We start from the raw sequence: 15,273 nt of genomic DNA, 5'->3' as shown, positions 1-15,273 counted from the left end.
GATGTGCGCTGTGGGTTCGTTCGTCACAGGCCGATGCCGACGAGGTCATCCAGCAGCTGACCCACCGCGTGCTCCCGATTGAGGACGTCGCGCACGATAGCGAGGGCCTCGTCGATACCAGTTGCCACATGGACTCCTGGACGTTTCACGAGTTTCCGAGCCCAATCATTGGCGTTCACGACCTGCTCGGTCAGGATGACGGGCCGGCCGTGTTCGACAGCGAGCCTGGCCTGGGCGCGCGCTCCGCTCTGCTCGCCGGCTTCGACGACGATGGTGGCGCGGCCGTAGCCGGACATGACGGCGTTACGCATGATGAAGCTGTGCTTTTGCGGCGGAGCCTCTGGCCAGAACTGGGACAGGACCAGGCCCCGGGACTCGATCTCGTACTGGAGCTCCCTGTTCGCAGCCGGATACTGCCTGGAGATCCCTGTACCGATGATCGCAACGGTCCGCCCGCCAGCGGCCAACGCGGCTGTGTGGGCGGCGGCGTCGATGCCTGCGGCGAGACCAGACAGAACGGTGACTCCCTCACTCACCAGGGTCGTTGCGATGGAAGCCGCGATGTCGAGCCCACGCGCGGAAGCGTTCCGGGATCCGACGACGGCGATGGCGGGGTCGTGTGCCCGGAGATCGCCTGACGCGAAGAGGAACGGGGGCGCTTGGTGGATCTCGCGCAGGCGCGCCGGGTAAATATCGTCCAGAATCCCGACCATGCGCCAGCCCGCCTCGCCCCACGCACGCACATCGGACTTGGCTCCTTCGAGGGCGGCATCGAGCTGGGGGTCGGGAAGCAGAGCATCGGCAGTCTTCTCCTGCCACGCATTGACGGCGCTGCCTGCTTCAAGAACGCGCTCGGTTACCGAGGCCCACCGCTCACCCTTGGCGAGCGTGCGCAGCATCGCCACGAGGGCTGCATGCTCCTGCAGGGCTGCGGTATTCATCTGCCCAGCGTAGGACAGCCGGCGCTGCGAGACATCCATGGACTCCACCTCCAACCTCACCCTGCCACCGCGCACCGACAGTGGAGTGAACCTCCCTCGGAAGACCTCCGGGTGGTCAGCAGCACAGCACACACTGGTCGCGACGCCAAGACCTCTGACGTCGGTCCTTGCACAGTGTTGGGGTCGTCCCCCACTCACCATCTGACCGCAACTGTCGCCCGAGCGTCAGCACGGTGACGTCGCCGGCTCCTGACGCCTTCAGGGCGGCTGCCGTGCTGGCAGCTGACGATCCTGAGGTCCACGTGTCGTCGAAGAGCAGCACGGCCGACCCCGGTTCCAACTGCCGCGAGACCCGGTAGGCCGACGGTTTCAGCTCGCCACGCTCTGGCCTGCTCGTTGCCGGGTCCCTGCTGACGAGACCTGGCTCCCAAGCGAAGCGATCCAGGGATGGGTCGCCTCTCACGGCCCCACGGAGGAACCCGTCGATGTGGTCAAAGGCGCGGTCCTGGTTGTTCGACGGAACGCACGTAGCTACGTCGATCGTGCCCGCGGCCTGATCGATGCACGAGCCGTGCTCGGTAAGGAAGGTGTGTACAAGGCACGCCAGCGGCAATCGCAGCCAGCGCCACGCTGCTCCGAAATCCTTGTAGCGATGCAACGCCGACTCAAGCCCCGCGTCGATGCTGTAGGTGATGGGCACGAGTCTGTCGATGACGTCGCCGTACCCACGGCACTGGGGGCATCGCGGCCACACGTTCGGGCCGTCTCCGATGAACCCCACAGCTCCGTGACACAGTTCGCAGCCGAGTTGGTGGTGTGGGCCGACCGGCATGAGGAAGTCGGCTTGATCCAGCATCCAGTCCATCCAGTCGTTCACCGTGTGTCGTCCTCCGGCGAATCCGGGTCGAGTGAACGAGTGGTATGTCATGACAGCGCCCCCTGAGAGTGATGGACTCGACCATAGCCGCGGGGGAGTGACTCTGCTGCTTTTCGCTTCTGGCGCACCGGGATGGCGAGTGTGCATCGTGCCCTGACCGACACCCAAGCGCCACTGATCGATCGGCTTGTGGGCCACTCGTCGCTACCTGTTGGGCTCGACGGCATGTCACCTCGAGCAGGACGGCTCTGCACCGGCCAACACTCATGGCGCACCGACTTGGGGACCGCTGGGACAAGGTCCTCGTGCCCGCGATCAGTCAGGTCATGGGCTGGCACCAGCTGATCGGCCTGCGAGGTCAGATGATCGGCGCTGGTGTCCGCACCGACTTCTGATGCCTGGCGCACAGCGGGGTCACCAGTTCGCTGAGTGGCACGCCCAGAGCGTGGGCGATGGCGTGCAGGGTCGAGATCCGCGCTGCGACTCGGCCGGCCTCGATCTGGATGAGGGTCTTGCGGTGGACCTCGGCCGCCTCCGCGAGTCGGTCGATCGACAAGTTCTCCTCGTGTCTGAGTCTCGCGATCTCGATGCCCAGTGCGCGCAGGTCCGGGACAGGTGTCGGCATCCCTCAACGATCACCATGGCGCGTTCTTTGCACAGTGGCGTAAAAGCGCCTATCCGGTTATCTTGTCCGCAATCGACTCGTCACGGGCGTGCTCGATGGGGCGGGGGTTCCGACTGGTGGCCGGCCTGTCCCACGGAGCGGCCAGTCCAGCGAACCTCAGCCAACCAGGGGAGAACTGCATGACCACGACAATCACCAGCAAGGCGGCACGGACGTCCGTCCTCATCGCACTCGGCATCGGTCTCGCGGCGTGCGGTAGCGACGACGCCTCCAGCGGTAACGGTGACTACTTCGCCGAGGACAGCGACGACCTCACCAGCGTCGTCATCGACGGGGACAAGCTGACGTACACCCGGATGCAGTGCGAGGGCGAGAACCAGGGGACGAGCGTCGGAGAGCTCAACGACGAACGCAACCTCGTGGTCTGGCTGGAGGAAGGTCGCTTCGAGGGCGACGACACTGTGACGTTCACCGAGTCGTCGGTGACCATCTCGAGCAACGACGCCAACCCCAGCAAGTGGGACGAGCCGGACACGTTCACGCGCCAGGACGCCGGTGAGTCGAAGTCGCAGTTCGACCAGCAGTGCGCGGACGCAGCCGCTGAGAAGCAGGAGCGTGAGACGAAGCGTCAGGACGAGGCGAGTGCTGCCGAGACGGAGCGTGCAGAGATCCGGACCAAGCTGGACTCGATGACGGAGGCGGAGATGGCCGAGTGCCTGGGGATGCCCCAGGACAAATTCGACATCATCCGCGACGAGATTGAGCGGGGGGCGGCATCGCCTGAGCAGGCTGAGGAAGGCCTCGCCTCAATGTTCCAGCAGTCTGGCTGCCTGGACAACTGACGAAGGAGCAAGCAGATGGTTACTCGAAACATGAAGATCGTGGAGTCCGACATCAGCGGTGAGCCCGGTGCCGAGACGACCCTGCTCGGCATCAAGGGTGAGGTCCTCGAGCTCGACATGACGCCGGCCGAGCGAGCGGCCCTGGAGGAGGTGCTCGCGCCGTACGTCGCAAGGGGTCGCAAGCTGGGCCCGATGTCGGCGAAGCCGTCGACCCCGCGGCGCGTGCCGCAGACGACGCCTGAGGAGCGGGCGGAGATCCGCGCCTGGGCCAAGGCCGAGGGCTACGAGGTCGCCGACCATGGACAGATCCCGAATGCCGTCGTGACGGCGTATCGGGCTGCCCACTCCGAGACGGTCGAGGGGGAGTCGCCGGCGGCCTGAGTCAAGCACCCCGGAGGCATGGGTGTGAGGGCTGGCGCGGGGCTAGCCACAATGCACAACGGGGAGTGACTGCTACTCGGAGGGCGGCGAGGGATGACAGTGGACCCGGTGGTGGATGAGGTCTGGGCGTACCGGGCACGGGGTGTTGATCCCCTGGTGCCGGTGCGGGTCGTGCGTCACGGGACCCAGAAACCTTCCCGTGTGCGGATCCGCTTCGAGGGCGAGGACGCGGAGGGACGCGAGGAATGGGTGCCGCCGGCACGACTGAAGGTGCCGTGGGCCGACGCTGAGACGTTCGTCGCGCGCGAGCAGCGATGGGACGCCGTGTGCGCGCCCGGGCCACGAAACGACGACGCTGAGGCGATGGCTGCGGAGACCGTGTTCGACCTCCTCGTCCCGCTGGAGGTCGCCGCGGAAGATGTCTGGGGTGTGATCAGGATCCGTGATGTCGCTGCGCTGAGCGAACTGTCGGGCCTACCGGCTGACGACCTGACGGGCCACCCGGTGTCTTTCGAAGAGGACGGGGAGGTAGTAGCGCCCTGGCCCGTGAAGCTCGCGGTTGCCCAGGCACTCGCGCGCCGCATGCCCGACCGGGTGCTGAGTGAGATCGCAGAGGAGGAGCGACGTCTGCAGGACGAGCTGATCCACGGTTTCCGGTGGCGCAGGCGGGACGCCTACCGAGACCTGGAACAGGAGGTCGCGATCGTGCGGGAGCAGGACGAGAACGGCTACCGGCAGTCGCGTGAGCTGCGTCGCGCGTGGTGCGGTGTCGACGCCGTCGACAGGTGGGACGAGCTGACGGAGCTGCGCAAGGAGATTCATCGGGTAGGGCTCGTCGCGGAGGACGCGATCGCGGCACTTCGGAAGCACGGCCACAGCGCAGACGCGGACCGCCTGGCGATGGCACTGGGCGAGACGGTCGAAATGCTTCGGGTGCAACCCGATTGATCACTCCGGCGGCTTGAGGCTGCTCATGCCGCGCGGCATGAACCGGTCGACCTCGACCCACGGCAGGTTCTCGGGACGGTGGTACCGGAGCTCGGCGGTCACGAGCAGCGGATCGCAGCGGTCGGCCTCGAGCCGGATCCACGAGGCCCACTCGCGAGCCGCGGACTGCTCCTGGTCGGCGAGCCCCGGCAAGACGTTCTCGACGGCGTCGGCGTACGCGCGCAGGTCCGCAGCCCGGTGCATCGCCTCGAGCTGCGCGGTGACTCGCTCCCGGTTGAGCGAGTCCACATAGTCGGTCTTGGCCTGAGGCACCGCTTGCTCCCACTGCCGACGCCGCTCCTGCCTCGCGGCCTCGGCGTCGTCCTGCCTACGTTTGACGATCCCAGCCCATTCCTCCGCGGCGTCGAGTGCCAGCGACAGGCGGCTCTCCAACGTCCACCGCTTCCGGTCGGCCCAGAACGCCCTGTTGTAGGGGTCCTTCACGAGGGTCAGGACGAGGCGGCCTGTCCATTGCTCGACGCGCTGGAGCGGTGCCCGCTGCCAGGAGTACCTGACCTTGGCGCGGTCTTCCTCGGCGACGGCGGTCCCGCGGACCTTCTCCTCGTGCAGCGTGAACTCGACGTCGATGTGGTTGATCGTCAGGACGAGCACCGGGCCGGATTCTGGTACGGAACAGTCGAACCCGCGACGAGCTGCCTCGTAGGCGAGTGTCTGGAGCAGCCCGACAGCCCTGCCACGGATGGCCTGCGAGATGGAGAGATCCGTCCGTCGAGTCAGGGTCTTCGCCACGGCGTGTGCAGAGTTGTCCGTCGTCGGCACCGGCACCGCAGGCGGGTCCGGTGGTGCCATAGGCGCAGACTCGGGGCGGCCTGGTGACCGTGGGGCCGGAGGGCCGGTGCGCGGCATTGGCTTCGCCTTCGGGCGCGGCCCCGGGCCGTGATCCAGGTAGGCGCGACCACGGTCCGTGATCGTCGCCTTCCAAGTGGGGCCGTGGCCGCTGACCTTCGCGAGGCCGCGACCGGCCAGTGCACGGGCAGACGCGCGATGGGTGTAGTCGGGCCAGTCCCGGCTCGGGCATCCGTCGCCGATCCAGGCAAGAACATCACGCTGACGATCGTTGACGGGGTCCATCCGCCTGATCACATCCCGTGGTGATGGGCAGTCGGAGCGTTCAGCCGAACTGGAACCCGGCGTTCTCGCCGCTGTAGGGGTCGTCCGGGTCGAGGGACGTCCGATCGAAACCGCACTCGGGGCATTCGTCCTCAGTCTCGGGCACGGCGTAGCTGCCGCAGCCGTGGCAGAGCCAGGTGGCGTCGGTGTCGTCGTCGGTGGCGCTCATGTGGCAAGTATGAACCGCGGGCTCAGTCAGACGGTGAATTCCGAATCGTCGCCGGCTCCTTGGGTGTCGTCCAGATCGGCGTCATGCACCAGATTGGCCGGCAACGGCAGGTCGTGCTTCCGAGCAAGCAGCATCGTCGCGGCGTAGTTCTGTGCATGTTTCGCGGTGTCCCCCAGCACGTATGAGTTGGTGCCCATGCCGACGAAGATCGAAACAAGGGGCATCCCCATGCGCGCGTTCTTCACCGGGACCCGGCTCCCGTCGCCGACCTGCTTGAGCAGCTTCTCCATGGCGGCCATGAGGCGGTGGTCTTCGCGGAGCTTCTTGCTCCAGTTGAGGCGATCCTTGGAAGCCCTGAACGCTGCACCGGCACTCCTGGTCGTTCGTGCCTTCGCGGCTTGGTTCCGATATGAGCGGGTCACCATCTTGTCGATCATGTGCTTCATGTCGGGGTCGCGCGCGTCGAACCCGTAGGCGTAGCAGGCACGTGCGGCGACCGCCCCCGTCAGGGCCTGCATCACTAACAGATCGGCGGTGATCGCCCCGGCGCTGGCGACGACTGGCACCGGGATCATGGCGAGTGCGCCGAGGGCAGCGCCCTCTCCCGCGCCCACGGTCCGCCAGCGGAGCGCCATTCTGCGTGTGACCTCGTCCAAGACCTCCAGATCGAGTGACCGTAGGTCTTCGATCGAGGCGACGGGGCGACCCGCTTTGCGGTGATGTTTCAGCACACGCTCGGGATCGGAGAGTTCCACGACCCACTCGTTGGCGAGTTCCAGGACGCGAACAAGACCCTCGGCGGTGGGAACAAGGGCCGTGTCCAGGGTGACGCCAGCGAAATCCTTGACCATCGTCGGTGTCGCGTTAGCGACGGCCTGGCCGGTCCTGACAGCCGCACGCTTTGTACGGTCGGTGGCGCTTGAGAGCGCCTTTTTCGCCGGCGCAGGGAGGACCTTCCTGCGTTCCGCCTTCTTCGCCCAAATTGCCTGGAGTTCGTCCCACCGTTGACGCTCGTACGTCGACATGGCTGGGCTCGACGACGCGGTGGAGTGCTGGTTGGTCATGCGGTGGAAGCGTAGATCACGGGACGGACCGTAGGTCACAGGGCAGACCGTAGGCGAACGGCCACGAGCAGAGGGTCAACGCAGCAGATCGCGCACCGCATCGAGCGCGCCGTCGGCCAACACGTAGATGACTGGTGCGCCGGACATGCGGCGGCGACCTGCTCGGTCCACCAGGCCCACCTCAACGAGCACCTGGAGATGAACCGCGACGTCGCCGGTGGGCACGCTCACTCGGAGCTCAGCGGTCGTCATCTCGCCTCGCTGGTGCAACAGCTGCACCATTTTCAGGCGTGTCGGGTTGCCGAGCGCGGCGAAGACCCGAGCTGCCGACCTGACATCGGCACCGCTGCTGACTGGCCCGGCCTCTGCCAGTGCGATCCCGTCGTCCATCTGAGGGAGATTAGTCATGCTGACGCGGCCGCGGGGTTCTGCTGGTCGGCGGTTCACCAGAGCCCGAACGCACGGTTTGGGTCAGCCGGAACCGGTCGCAGCTGATCGGCGGACACCCAGCGCATCACCACCACAGGCTCGTCGCCGTCCTCAACCTGATCGTCGACCAGCACGACCAGGCAGGACCACCGATATGACCGCCTCCGCCAGGCCACGACCAGTCCCTGCCGCGGTGGTTCGTGGGGATGGGACGTCTTCAGCTTCACCCACACGTGCCGGGTCGAGCGCGGTGTGCGCCACGTGCGCTCCGACCTCGACTGACCCATCGAACAAGTGTACGAATAAGTGTTTGGAATGGAGGGTCAGACTCGGAACGTCGCGATCGTCACGGAGCCGTCGTGATGGAGACTCGCCCATGCTTCCCTCCAGAGTGACCGTTCGCCGATCGCCGTGTTGGCTGTCACCCAGCGGCGAAGACCGGGTCTTGGGCTGAGGGCGTTGACGTTCTCCAGGGGATGCATGCCGCGGCGGTCGGCGTAGGTCAGCGCCGACTGTGCCGCTTCGGTGAACACCGCACTGGCCTGTTCTCTCGTCAATGTGCCGTGGAGGCGCGGAACGCGTGGGCGGGCGACGGCGACGAACCAAGCGCGCTTGGCGGCGTCGCGTCCGCCGGCGGCCTCGGAGTACAGGTTGTCCAGCCCCTCTGCGGAGTGGCGGCGTTCGTCGAACCGCGCGCGGTACATCGCCTCGATCTGGCGTTCCTTCATCCCCACGGTGTCCGCGTCATTGCGGACGGGGGCTCCGAAGTACTCGTTCCTGTAGATCAGATGCGGACCGTCGACGCTCGCCGGCACCTCGACCACCACAGCGCGATGGCCTTCGCTGCCGAGCCGGTGCACGGCCAGGCCGAACACTGGGGGCGAGATCGCGTTGATCGCTGCGCTGCGCAGCGATCGCTCGTACACCTCGTCGAACCCGCCGACATCGACACGTTCCGCTGCCGCCTTCTGCGACTCCGTCACGCCGTACACGATCAACCCACCCCCGGTGTTGGCCATCGCGGCGACGTCCTTGGGAAAGTCGGTGCCCGCCAGACCCTTGGCTGGGGGCAGCTCGCTCTTCCAATCAAGGCCGTCGGTCTCCACGACGCCGGCCGCCACTGCCTCGTCCAGCAGCTGGGTGGTCAACGGCCCTGGTCCGAGACCGAGTGCGCGGTGCAGTTGTGTGAAGGTCATGTCGTGAGCCTATGGAGCACAACGGACAGAGGCAGCCTCGCCGGTGACCTCCTCGGCAACCTCGGATCTTTCCGGATCCGTACGTCCAAGACCTCGCCGTCAGCAGCGTCGGGGCCATGCCGCACCCGCAGAACGACCGCCCCTTGAGCAGTCGGACGGTCTTCTTCGCACACCGCTCACCCGCCGCCATGCGCATCCTTGAGAACCACATACCGGTCCCAGGAGTCGGGGGCGGTGCGCAAGCAGCCCCGCTTGACTGGGCCGTCCGTGATGGCCGGTCGCCCCGTCAGATCAACTGATCGATGAAGTGGGTGACGACGTCGGCATTGATGAAGTGGTCGTCGCCGAACCAGGCGTCCAGCTCGCCGGCGACGGAGTCTTCTGTCGCCAGGCGAAGGTCGGTCGCTCCGGTGTTGTCCACGGTGGCGTGGCCGCCGACCGAGGTCATGAGAACCCAGGACCTGACCTCGACATCGACTGGGAGTTCCTCCAGGAGTCGGTCCTGCAACCGGGCGGCGGCGTAGGGCATGTTGCTCTCCCCACCCGCGAAGTGCTTGCCGTTGCGGGTGATCGCGCCGTCCCGGCTCAGGGCGTAGTGACCGCCTTTCCAAGCTTTGGAGTCGACAAGAGCGACCCGGTTGCCCGAGACGACGGCATGGTCGATGTCGGCCCGCTCCGACCCCGGGAACCGGAGGCCGTGGAAGATCGTGACCTCCGGGCGCTGCGACAGTCGGTCGAGAGCGTCTGCTCCCTGCCGCTCGCCGGCGGCCCCGGTCTTGCCGTCGTCGCCGAACTTGCCTTCCGCACCGATCGCGGCACCGGGTTTGCCCCAGCGCCACTGCGTCCGGATCGCGGCAAGGGAGGCGTCGGCTCTGCCGCGACGTTCGTCGACTTGCTCCGGCGTCTCGTCGCGGAACCCGAAGTCGCGGTAGGTGGACCCCGGACGATCGGCCCACCTGGGCCTCGTCGGCCGGTCCCACAGCATGAACACGACTGCGATCAGTGCCCAGGCGCACACCCAGCCCAAGTCGATCACTTTCGTCCTGCTGACCTCGTTCTCGACGAGAGCAATGACGATGCAGACCGGGGTGGCAATCACGGCAGGCAGGGCCGCGAACCTGACCTCCTTGAAGGAGAGGACTGTCCCGCCGGCGATGGCGATCGCCAGGATCCAGGTAGGCACGACGAGGTCGTAGGGCCCGAACACGAAGTAGATGGCCAGAAGTGCAGCGAGGACGCACCAGACCGCGGACAGCACGAGGCGAGCCGGGTACGGCAGCAGGAATCGCGCCCAGGCACCGAGGCTGTTCGGCCGGCTGTAGTCGAAGAAGCCTTCCACCGACCTCGGGGCCGAGTCTGCAGCGTCCCTGGTCAGCACTCCGGTCACGGGAACAGACCCCCGGTCCGGCGCGGGGGAGTGCTCCGGGTCCGGATACCTCTGCCTCAGCAGCTCCTCGAACAGGTCGTCGTCGTCCTCGGTGCCGGACGCATCATCGACAGGGGCACCGCCGGGTCGCGCGGCGACCGAGGCGTCCTGGAGGTGGGATCGCGCCTCGTCGCCGAAGTTCGGCGGGGGCTCGGGAGAGTTGGCGGTCGTCATCGCGGCCCCTCACCTTGGTGTCGGGGAAGCCGGATCCCGCCGCCGTGCCACCACGCGCCGCAATCGGGGCACGCGATCTTCCAGTCGTCGGATCCCGGGATCTCGATCATGCGACCGGCGTCCCGACCGCTTGCCGGGCACATGTCCACGTCGGCGACTTCGGCCCGTCGCTGCTGCACCTCTGGCGTCCTGCTGCTCATCCGCATGCTCCCCACGTCTCGTCTCCGCCGAAAGGCCGCCGGTCGGCGACCACTGCGAAGTCAAGCAGCGACCACCGACAACGCCCGCAGTCGCGTGAGTCACTGGGCACAGACGGGGCGGGCTGACGACCGCTGCGGGTGGGTCTGCGAGACAGGGCCCCAGAGCTGCAGGAGATGGGATGACCAGCAAGATCGAGGGCGACACGTGATGCTGAATCACAGCATCTGGTGCCGTCGGGATCGTGTCCGTGTACGTCACCCAGGTCGATCTGCTGGCCCGTCAGCCGTCCTCGGCTCAGGTAGGAAGACCTGCTGCAGGAGGTCCCCCGCGTCGATGGGCTCGCTGGTCGGGACCAGCAGCTCGCCACGGGTGACATCACTGCCGTCCTCGGCGAGTACCCAGGTCACAGACACCGAGCTTGCCTGCGGGTCGCTCGCTATGACCGCGTAGTCGCCGGGGTCGCTTTCTCGGTGGGGCCACGACCCCGGCCCCGGCCCCGGTTTCCGGTAAGGGCTCTTATCGCGGCATGGAATCCACAAGGTGTCGTGTGAGCCGCCACCAAGCGCAAGAGCCTCCTGAATCATGTTCTGACCTACTCTCGGACAGGGAGAACCGCTCTGCCGACCAGCATCTGAAGGGGACACATCAATGACCTGGATCCGCACCTGCACCAGCAAGCTCACCGCGAAGTGGAGCCCACAGGACACCGAGCGATTCAGGTCCCATGGTGGTATCGGCCACATCGAGTGGTTCAACCTCGACACCGGGGCCGGATATCTGCTCGCCACGGACGGGGAGTGGCGAACCGGTGGTGCGTTCCATCTGCTCTGGAAAACCCCAGGCTCAGCGAACGCCATCGATGTCTCCAGTCTCCTGTGGCCGGTCAGCAAGGACACCACGTTCTCGGCCGACCCCAACGACTGGTCCGCGGTCCAAGCCCGACTGAGCCACTACATCGACCGATTGCTCGGTGCCGAAGAGCTCGTCGAGCGAGTCAGAGACTGACGGACCAAACACCTGCGCCCTGAGTCCGGCCCATCACCGGGCCGCCGTTGAGCAGCAGACCGGTGAGAGTGGCGCGACGCCCCACCGACATGACCTCACCGCTCAGTCGCGCCACTCTCCCGACCGCGATGCACGGACACCACATACTGATCGCACCAGCAACCCCTCACGAGATGTGGACTGAAATCACCATGGCGCAGCGCGTTGAAATCCAGCTGATCGACGACTTGACTGGCGATGACATCGAGGCCGGCGGGGGAGAGCAGATCAGCTTTGCCTTGGACGGGGTCACCTACGAGATCGACCTCTCCGGCGACAACGCGGCGACTTTGCGCGAAAGTTTCGAGAAGTACGTCGCGGCTGCCCGTCGCACCGGTGGCCGCAAGACCACGGTGTCGTCAGGAGCAAAGCGCGGCGCTGCAACCGACCCCGCACAGTTGGCCGCGATCCGGGACTGGGCGCGCACGCACGGGTACACCGTGTCCGATCGCGGTCGCATCCCGACCAATGTCGTCGAGGCATTCCACCAGGCTCACTGACGCACAAGGCAATCCCCGTGGTGACTGACTCGACCCGCGTCCACGTCATCCACTTCGACACGGACCAGGATGAGATGGCCAAGGCCTGGGGCCCCATCCAACGGGCGATGACCAGGTACCGCGTCGAGACTGCCCGGACCAGCATCTGCCCGGCCCCGGACGACTGGGACGGCTTCGTCGAAGCGGTGACGAGGTCGACGGCCGACATCGTCGTGCCGACCCTGCACGGCTGGGACGACGGGTTCATCGGACCGGTCGACCATGACTGGTCCCGGGTCGACCAGGACGTCGGCATCGAGGACCGGGACTGGCGCTCGATCGACGAGGCGTTCCCCGCAGGCAGCATCACCGCCCCGACGCTCCTGCTCTTCTGCTGCCTGCAAGAGCACAACCAGGCCGCCTGGCGTCGTGCTGCCCCGTCCTCGCGGCTCGTGCTCTGCGACGGCAAGACCGGCGGCATCGCCCCTGTCCTGGAGCACGTGGTGCAGTCCCTACTCGGGAAGCCGTTCCCGAGGAAGCTGCCGAAGAAGTGGCACGTCATCGACCCCTGAGCCCAGCGGTCAGGTCAGCACACCGTCACTGCGGGCCGGACGCAATCAGTGCAGCCGCCTTGTCGAGGCTGCCGGGCACGACGTACCACTCGGATGCCCGGCCCTGCCTGAAACGAAAAGCCCCACCAGTCCCGGAGGACGGTGGGGAGCTAGGCCGTCATCGTTGCACAAACCGCCGCCGCGGCACCAGAGATCCATGGGGCTCTCGTGCCTGCAGTCGCACAACCGAGCAGCCCGGTGTCGGTCTTCAGGCAGCTACCGAGACTTCGCAGCCAGGTTCTCGATCGAGGTCGGCACAGCCAGTCCCGCCTTGCGCCGTGCCTTCACGTAGACCTTCGCAGCGGCGATGCGGTTTGCTTCGTGCTTGGAGACCGTCCGTTCGGCGCGCTCGGGTCGCGACGCACCGGACGCAGCCTTTGTGACCTTTGCCATCAGGAGTCCTCACTCTCGGTACTCATTGATTCTTCCTCGTCACCACGAGATCCGTCCACGGCGATCTCAACGTCGTCGACGGGAAGACACCTCTGCAGGGATGAGACGATCCACCGATGACCCACGAGCTGGAAGACCTCGCTGCTGACGTCGACGCTGCCTGCCGGATCCGCGGCACCTTCACGCTGCGAAGCGGCACGATCACGGACGAGTACTTCGACAAGTACCGCTTCGAGGGTGACCCAGTCCTCCTGCGCCGCGTCGCAGAAGCCATGGTTCCGTTGCTGCCGGCCGACACCGAGGTGTTGGGCGGCCTTGAGCTGGGTGGTGTCCCGATCGCGACCGTGGTCAGCTCGCTCACCGGCCTCCCCGCGGTCTTCGTCCGCAAGGAGGCCAAGACCTACGGCACCTGCAGGCTGGCCGAAGGGGGCGACTTCACCGGCAAGACCGTCACGCTCATCGAGGACATCGTCACCACCGGCGGCGCGGTGCGAAACGCCGCCGTCGCGTTGCGCGAGCTCAGAGCGACGGTGCACACCGTCGTTTGCGCCATTGACCGGTCCGAGCCCGGAAAGAACACGCTCGGCGAGATCGAGCTCGCGACTGTGTCGCTGCTGACGAAGGCCGACCTCGACGCTGTGCAGCGCTGAGAGCCACCAGAGTCCAGTGGGTCAGCCCACCGTCAGTGCGGGTCGGTGGCGATCAGCGCAGCCGCCTTGTCGAGACTCCCGGGCACGACGCGCCACTTGGATGCCCGGCCCTGACCGACCATCTCCACGAAGCCGGCAGACCTGAGTGTCTTGAGGTGCTCGAGGACGGTGGCCGGTCCGGACACACGCACCCGCAGCTGGGGCACCGACAGCGGGATGTCGCTCTGGACCAGTGCCCGCAAGATGCTCAGCCTGTGCCGGTGTCCCAGCGCGTTGAACACCGCGACGAGGGGCAGGATGTCGTGGACGCTGTCCAGCGGCCGGGCGGCGAAGAGGGCATCGGGCATCTCCATGGCTGGTCATTCTGAACACTGGAGGAGGTCAACGGGGCTCGCCTTCAAACGGGTCCGTTGGTCCGGAATAGTGTTCGCCAAGCGCTTGGTAGGGCACCTAAACCGTCCTGGTCGGCTCAAGCTGACGGAATCCGCGCACAACGGGCTTCAGTCAAGTTTTGCTCCCGCAATGGTCAAGGTTTCGTCAAGTGCGATGCGCTCGGGCATCCTGTCGCGCTTTGATGCGGACATGCCGATTCATGGGGATCGGCCTGAGTGGGCAGGGGGTCCACGATGAGAAGGGTCAGTAAGTGGGGCAGTGTGATGGCGGGGGTGAGTGTCGCGCTGCTGGTCAGTCCGAACGCGGCGCATGCCGCGCCGCCGGTCATGACAGCGAGTCAGGCGTTTGCGGGGTGGAGCGTGCCGACGCATGCGCAGGCAGCTGCACGCGCGTCCATCCCCTCCGAGGTGCTGCAAGCCCTCGTGAGGCTCCGGACGAGCACAGCGACTCCGTCCCAAGCGGACCAACGAATCCTCGCCAACCACCACGACCTCGCGGTGGCATTCTCGCCTGGTTCGGTCGAAGTCTCGACCGCGAGTGGTCCGAGTCGCCAGGTGTCGACCGCCGTCCAAGCAGCGGCCGCCGGGCCCGGTTGTGGGTGGCAGGAGGGAACTCTGACCCGCAAGACCGGGTGGCCTGACTACAGCGTCGAGTACAAGTGGCGCAGTCACCTGGACACCTGCTGGTCCGGGTCGAAAGTGACCCGAATCAACAACCAGTACACCTACGTCACCAACCAGCAGTACGGTTGGGCGTACCGAGGCGTCAGCTCCAGTAGCGTCGGTGCAGCTGGTTATTGGTCGCTGCACGACTACCAGCAGGGACACATGGAGTATTGCGTCTTCAAGTACGGGTGCTTGCAGGACCTGTACCCGGCGGTCTCCATCACGCAGTACGGCAACGGAACGGCGAGCTACTCAGGTTGGAAGACTGGCTGATTGGCAGCCAGCGACAGTTCGCAACCGGCATCTACAAAGGAGGATCGATGGTCAAGCTTCTACAGACTCTGCTTTTTGTCATCGTGAGCTTCGTGATCGCGGCGATGATCACAGGAGCGCTTGGCACCATGGACACGGTCAGGCTCCTGCTGATATGGGCCGCGGTTGCGGCCGCGGGGAAGGCACTGCTCCACCTGCGTGATCGTCGCCATCCGCGACCTTTGGCTCACGGCTGACGACACAACACAGATGCTCGGTCCGGCGAAGTCGGGCCGAGCGTCTGTGTCCCAGCGCGTTGAACACCGCGACGAGCGGCACGATG

The 15,273-nt window shown here is 66.4% G+C and carries 21 protein-coding genes; 9 read left to right on the top strand and 12 right to left on the bottom strand.

Features of this window, described 5'->3' with window-relative positions; translation table 11 throughout:
- Positions 1-23: 23 nt before the first annotated feature.
- From ABD209_RS14885 to ABD209_RS14875, 3 genes are all read right to left on the bottom strand, one after another.
- On the bottom strand, positions 24-899 hold the full coding sequence (locus ABD209_RS14885) for a DNA-processing protein DprA (protein ID WP_344067804.1): 876 nt from the start codon (positions 897-899) through the stop codon (positions 24-26).
- A gap of 157 nt (positions 900-1,056) precedes the next feature.
- Positions 1,057-1,641: a hypothetical protein gene (locus tag ABD209_RS14880; protein WP_344067599.1), complete on the bottom strand. Its 585-nt coding sequence runs from the start codon at positions 1,639-1,641 to the stop codon at positions 1,057-1,059.
- A 535-nt stretch (positions 1,642-2,176) separates the two neighbouring features.
- Positions 2,177-2,443, bottom strand: a complete 267-nt coding sequence (locus ABD209_RS14875; protein ID WP_344067598.1) for a helix-turn-helix transcriptional regulator — start codon at positions 2,441-2,443, stop codon at positions 2,177-2,179.
- Positions 2,444-2,622: 179 nt separating this feature from the next.
- Between ABD209_RS14875 and ABD209_RS14870 the strand changes: the two genes are divergently transcribed.
- From ABD209_RS14870 to ABD209_RS14860, 3 genes are all read left to right on the top strand, one after another.
- Positions 2,623-3,285: a hypothetical protein gene (locus ABD209_RS14870; RefSeq protein WP_344067597.1), complete on the top strand. Its 663-nt coding sequence runs from the start codon at positions 2,623-2,625 to the stop codon at positions 3,283-3,285.
- A 15-nt stretch (positions 3,286-3,300) separates the two neighbouring features.
- Positions 3,301-3,666 carry a histone-like nucleoid-structuring protein Lsr2 gene (locus tag ABD209_RS14865; protein WP_344067596.1) on the top strand — a complete coding sequence of 122 codons (366 nt, stop codon included), beginning with the start codon at positions 3,301-3,303 and terminating at the stop codon, positions 3,664-3,666.
- Positions 3,667-3,867: 201 nt separating this feature from the next.
- Positions 3,868-4,614: a hypothetical protein gene (locus tag ABD209_RS14860; protein ID WP_344067595.1), complete on the top strand. Its 747-nt coding sequence runs from the start codon at positions 3,868-3,870 to the stop codon at positions 4,612-4,614.
- Here ABD209_RS14860 and ABD209_RS14855 read toward each other — a convergent pair whose 3' ends face one another.
- From ABD209_RS14855 to ABD209_RS14825, 7 genes are all read right to left on the bottom strand, one after another.
- Positions 4,615-5,463 carry a hypothetical protein gene (locus ABD209_RS14855; RefSeq protein ID WP_344067594.1) on the bottom strand — a complete coding sequence of 283 codons (849 nt, stop codon included), beginning with the start codon at positions 5,461-5,463 and terminating at the stop codon, positions 4,615-4,617.
- Positions 5,464-5,785: 322 nt separating this feature from the next.
- Positions 5,786-5,953: a hypothetical protein gene (locus ABD209_RS14850; RefSeq protein ID WP_344067593.1), complete on the bottom strand. Its 168-nt coding sequence runs from the start codon at positions 5,951-5,953 to the stop codon at positions 5,786-5,788.
- A 26-nt stretch (positions 5,954-5,979) separates the two neighbouring features.
- Positions 5,980-7,017 (bottom strand): EcsC family protein, encoded by a 1,038-nt coding sequence (locus ABD209_RS14845; RefSeq protein WP_344067592.1) that lies wholly within the window; start codon positions 7,015-7,017, stop codon positions 5,980-5,982.
- A gap of 75 nt (positions 7,018-7,092) precedes the next feature.
- Positions 7,093-7,407, bottom strand: a complete 315-nt coding sequence (locus ABD209_RS14840) for an ArsR/SmtB family transcription factor (RefSeq protein WP_344067591.1) — start codon at positions 7,405-7,407, stop codon at positions 7,093-7,095.
- 362 nt (positions 7,408-7,769) lie between these two features.
- Entirely contained in the window at positions 7,770-8,567 is a 798-nt protein-coding gene (locus tag ABD209_RS14835; RefSeq protein ID WP_344067590.1) for an AlbA family DNA-binding domain-containing protein, read from the bottom strand.
- A 361-nt stretch (positions 8,568-8,928) separates the two neighbouring features.
- Positions 8,929-10,242 carry a nuclease-related domain-containing protein gene (locus ABD209_RS14830; RefSeq protein WP_344067589.1) on the bottom strand — a complete coding sequence of 438 codons (1,314 nt, stop codon included), beginning with the start codon at positions 10,240-10,242 and terminating at the stop codon, positions 8,929-8,931.
- Between the two features lie 455 nt (positions 10,243-10,697).
- Positions 10,698-10,856, bottom strand: a complete 159-nt coding sequence (locus ABD209_RS14825) for a hypothetical protein (RefSeq protein WP_344067588.1) — start codon at positions 10,854-10,856, stop codon at positions 10,698-10,700.
- Between the two features lie 235 nt (positions 10,857-11,091).
- Here ABD209_RS14825 and ABD209_RS14820 point away from each other — a divergent pair, with 235 nt between their 5' ends.
- The 3 genes from ABD209_RS14820 (at position 11,092) to ABD209_RS14810 (ending at position 12,538) form a co-directional block, all read left to right on the top strand.
- A complete protein-coding gene (locus ABD209_RS14820; protein ID WP_344067587.1) occupies positions 11,092-11,448 on the top strand; it encodes a hypothetical protein in 357 nt (118 codons plus the stop codon).
- Positions 11,449-11,639: 191 nt separating this feature from the next.
- Entirely contained in the window at positions 11,640-11,987 is a 348-nt protein-coding gene (locus tag ABD209_RS14815; RefSeq protein ID WP_344067586.1) for a histone-like nucleoid-structuring protein Lsr2, read from the top strand.
- A gap of 20 nt (positions 11,988-12,007) precedes the next feature.
- Positions 12,008-12,538: a hypothetical protein gene (locus ABD209_RS14810; RefSeq protein WP_344067585.1), complete on the top strand. Its 531-nt coding sequence runs from the start codon at positions 12,008-12,010 to the stop codon at positions 12,536-12,538.
- A gap of 255 nt (positions 12,539-12,793) precedes the next feature.
- Here ABD209_RS14810 and ABD209_RS14805 read toward each other — a convergent pair whose 3' ends face one another.
- Positions 12,794-12,970, bottom strand: a complete 177-nt coding sequence (locus tag ABD209_RS14805; protein ID WP_344067584.1) for a hypothetical protein — start codon at positions 12,968-12,970, stop codon at positions 12,794-12,796.
- Between the two features lie 116 nt (positions 12,971-13,086).
- On the opposite strand from ABD209_RS14805, the gene ABD209_RS14800 reads away from it, so the two are divergent.
- Positions 13,087-13,620 carry an orotate phosphoribosyltransferase gene (locus ABD209_RS14800; protein WP_344067583.1) on the top strand — a complete coding sequence of 178 codons (534 nt, stop codon included), beginning with the start codon at positions 13,087-13,089 and terminating at the stop codon, positions 13,618-13,620.
- Positions 13,621-13,652: 32 nt separating this feature from the next.
- Here the strand turns inward: ABD209_RS14800 and ABD209_RS14795 are convergent, their stop codons facing one another.
- Positions 13,653-13,973 carry an ArsR/SmtB family transcription factor gene (locus ABD209_RS14795; RefSeq protein ID WP_344067582.1) on the bottom strand — a complete coding sequence of 107 codons (321 nt, stop codon included), beginning with the start codon at positions 13,971-13,973 and terminating at the stop codon, positions 13,653-13,655.
- Positions 13,974-14,567: 594 nt separating this feature from the next.
- On the opposite strand from ABD209_RS14795, the gene ABD209_RS14790 reads away from it, so the two are divergent.
- Both ABD209_RS14790 and ABD209_RS14785 read left to right on the top strand, forming a co-directional pair.
- The gene (locus tag ABD209_RS14790) at positions 14,568-14,951 is read left to right on the top strand and encodes a hypothetical protein (RefSeq protein ID WP_344067581.1); all 384 of its coding nucleotides are present in this window, start codon (positions 14,568-14,570) and stop codon (positions 14,949-14,951) included.
- Positions 14,952-14,998: 47 nt separating this feature from the next.
- Positions 14,999-15,187 (top strand): hypothetical protein, encoded by a 189-nt coding sequence (locus ABD209_RS14785; protein ID WP_344067580.1) that lies wholly within the window; start codon positions 14,999-15,001, stop codon positions 15,185-15,187.
- The last annotated feature ends 86 nt before the right edge of the window (positions 15,188-15,273 follow it).

It is taken from the genome of Nostocoides vanveenii, from assembly GCF_039531165.1.
Lineage (GTDB): Bacteria > Actinomycetota > Actinomycetes > Actinomycetales > Dermatophilaceae > Nostocoides_A > Nostocoides_A vanveenii.
This window is presented reverse-complemented; position numbering and strand designations above follow the sequence as displayed.

Bases quoted from the DNA above. Each gene is read 5' to 3' on its own strand.
- ABD209_RS14885 (WP_344067804.1), bottom strand. From the start codon at position 899: ATGCTGCGCACGCTCGCCAAGGGTGAGCGGTGGGCCTCGGTAACCGAG.
- ABD209_RS14875 (WP_344067598.1), bottom strand. From the start codon at position 2,443: ATGCCGACACCTGTCCCGGACCTGCGCGCACTGGGCATCGAGATCGCG.
- ABD209_RS14870 (WP_344067597.1), top strand. From the start codon at position 2,623: ATGACCACGACAATCACCAGCAAGGCGGCACGGACGTCCGTCCTCATC.
- ABD209_RS14865 (WP_344067596.1), top strand. From the start codon at position 3,301: ATGGTTACTCGAAACATGAAGATCGTGGAGTCCGACATCAGCGGTGAG.
- ABD209_RS14855 (WP_344067594.1), bottom strand. From the start codon at position 5,463: ATGGCACCACCGGACCCGCCTGCGGTGCCGGTGCCGACGACGGACAAC.
- ABD209_RS14850 (WP_344067593.1), bottom strand. From the start codon at position 5,953: ATGAGCGCCACCGACGACGACACCGACGCCACCTGGCTCTGCCACGGC.
- ABD209_RS14845 (WP_344067592.1), bottom strand. From the start codon at position 7,017: ATGACCAACCAGCACTCCACCGCGTCGTCGAGCCCAGCCATGTCGACG.
- ABD209_RS14840 (WP_344067591.1), bottom strand. From the start codon at position 7,407: ATGGACGACGGGATCGCACTGGCAGAGGCCGGGCCAGTCAGCAGCGGT.
- ABD209_RS14830 (WP_344067589.1), bottom strand. From the start codon at position 10,242: ATGACGACCGCCAACTCTCCCGAGCCCCCGCCGAACTTCGGCGACGAG.
- ABD209_RS14820 (WP_344067587.1), top strand. From the start codon at position 11,092: ATGACCTGGATCCGCACCTGCACCAGCAAGCTCACCGCGAAGTGGAGC.
- ABD209_RS14815 (WP_344067586.1), top strand. From the start codon at position 11,640: ATGGCGCAGCGCGTTGAAATCCAGCTGATCGACGACTTGACTGGCGAT.
- ABD209_RS14805 (WP_344067584.1), bottom strand. From the start codon at position 12,970: ATGGCAAAGGTCACAAAGGCTGCGTCCGGTGCGTCGCGACCCGAGCGC.
- ABD209_RS14800 (WP_344067583.1), top strand. From the start codon at position 13,087: ATGACCCACGAGCTGGAAGACCTCGCTGCTGACGTCGACGCTGCCTGC.
- ABD209_RS14795 (WP_344067582.1), bottom strand. From the start codon at position 13,973: ATGGAGATGCCCGATGCCCTCTTCGCCGCCCGGCCGCTGGACAGCGTC.
- ABD209_RS14785 (WP_344067580.1), top strand. From the start codon at position 14,999: ATGGTCAAGCTTCTACAGACTCTGCTTTTTGTCATCGTGAGCTTCGTG.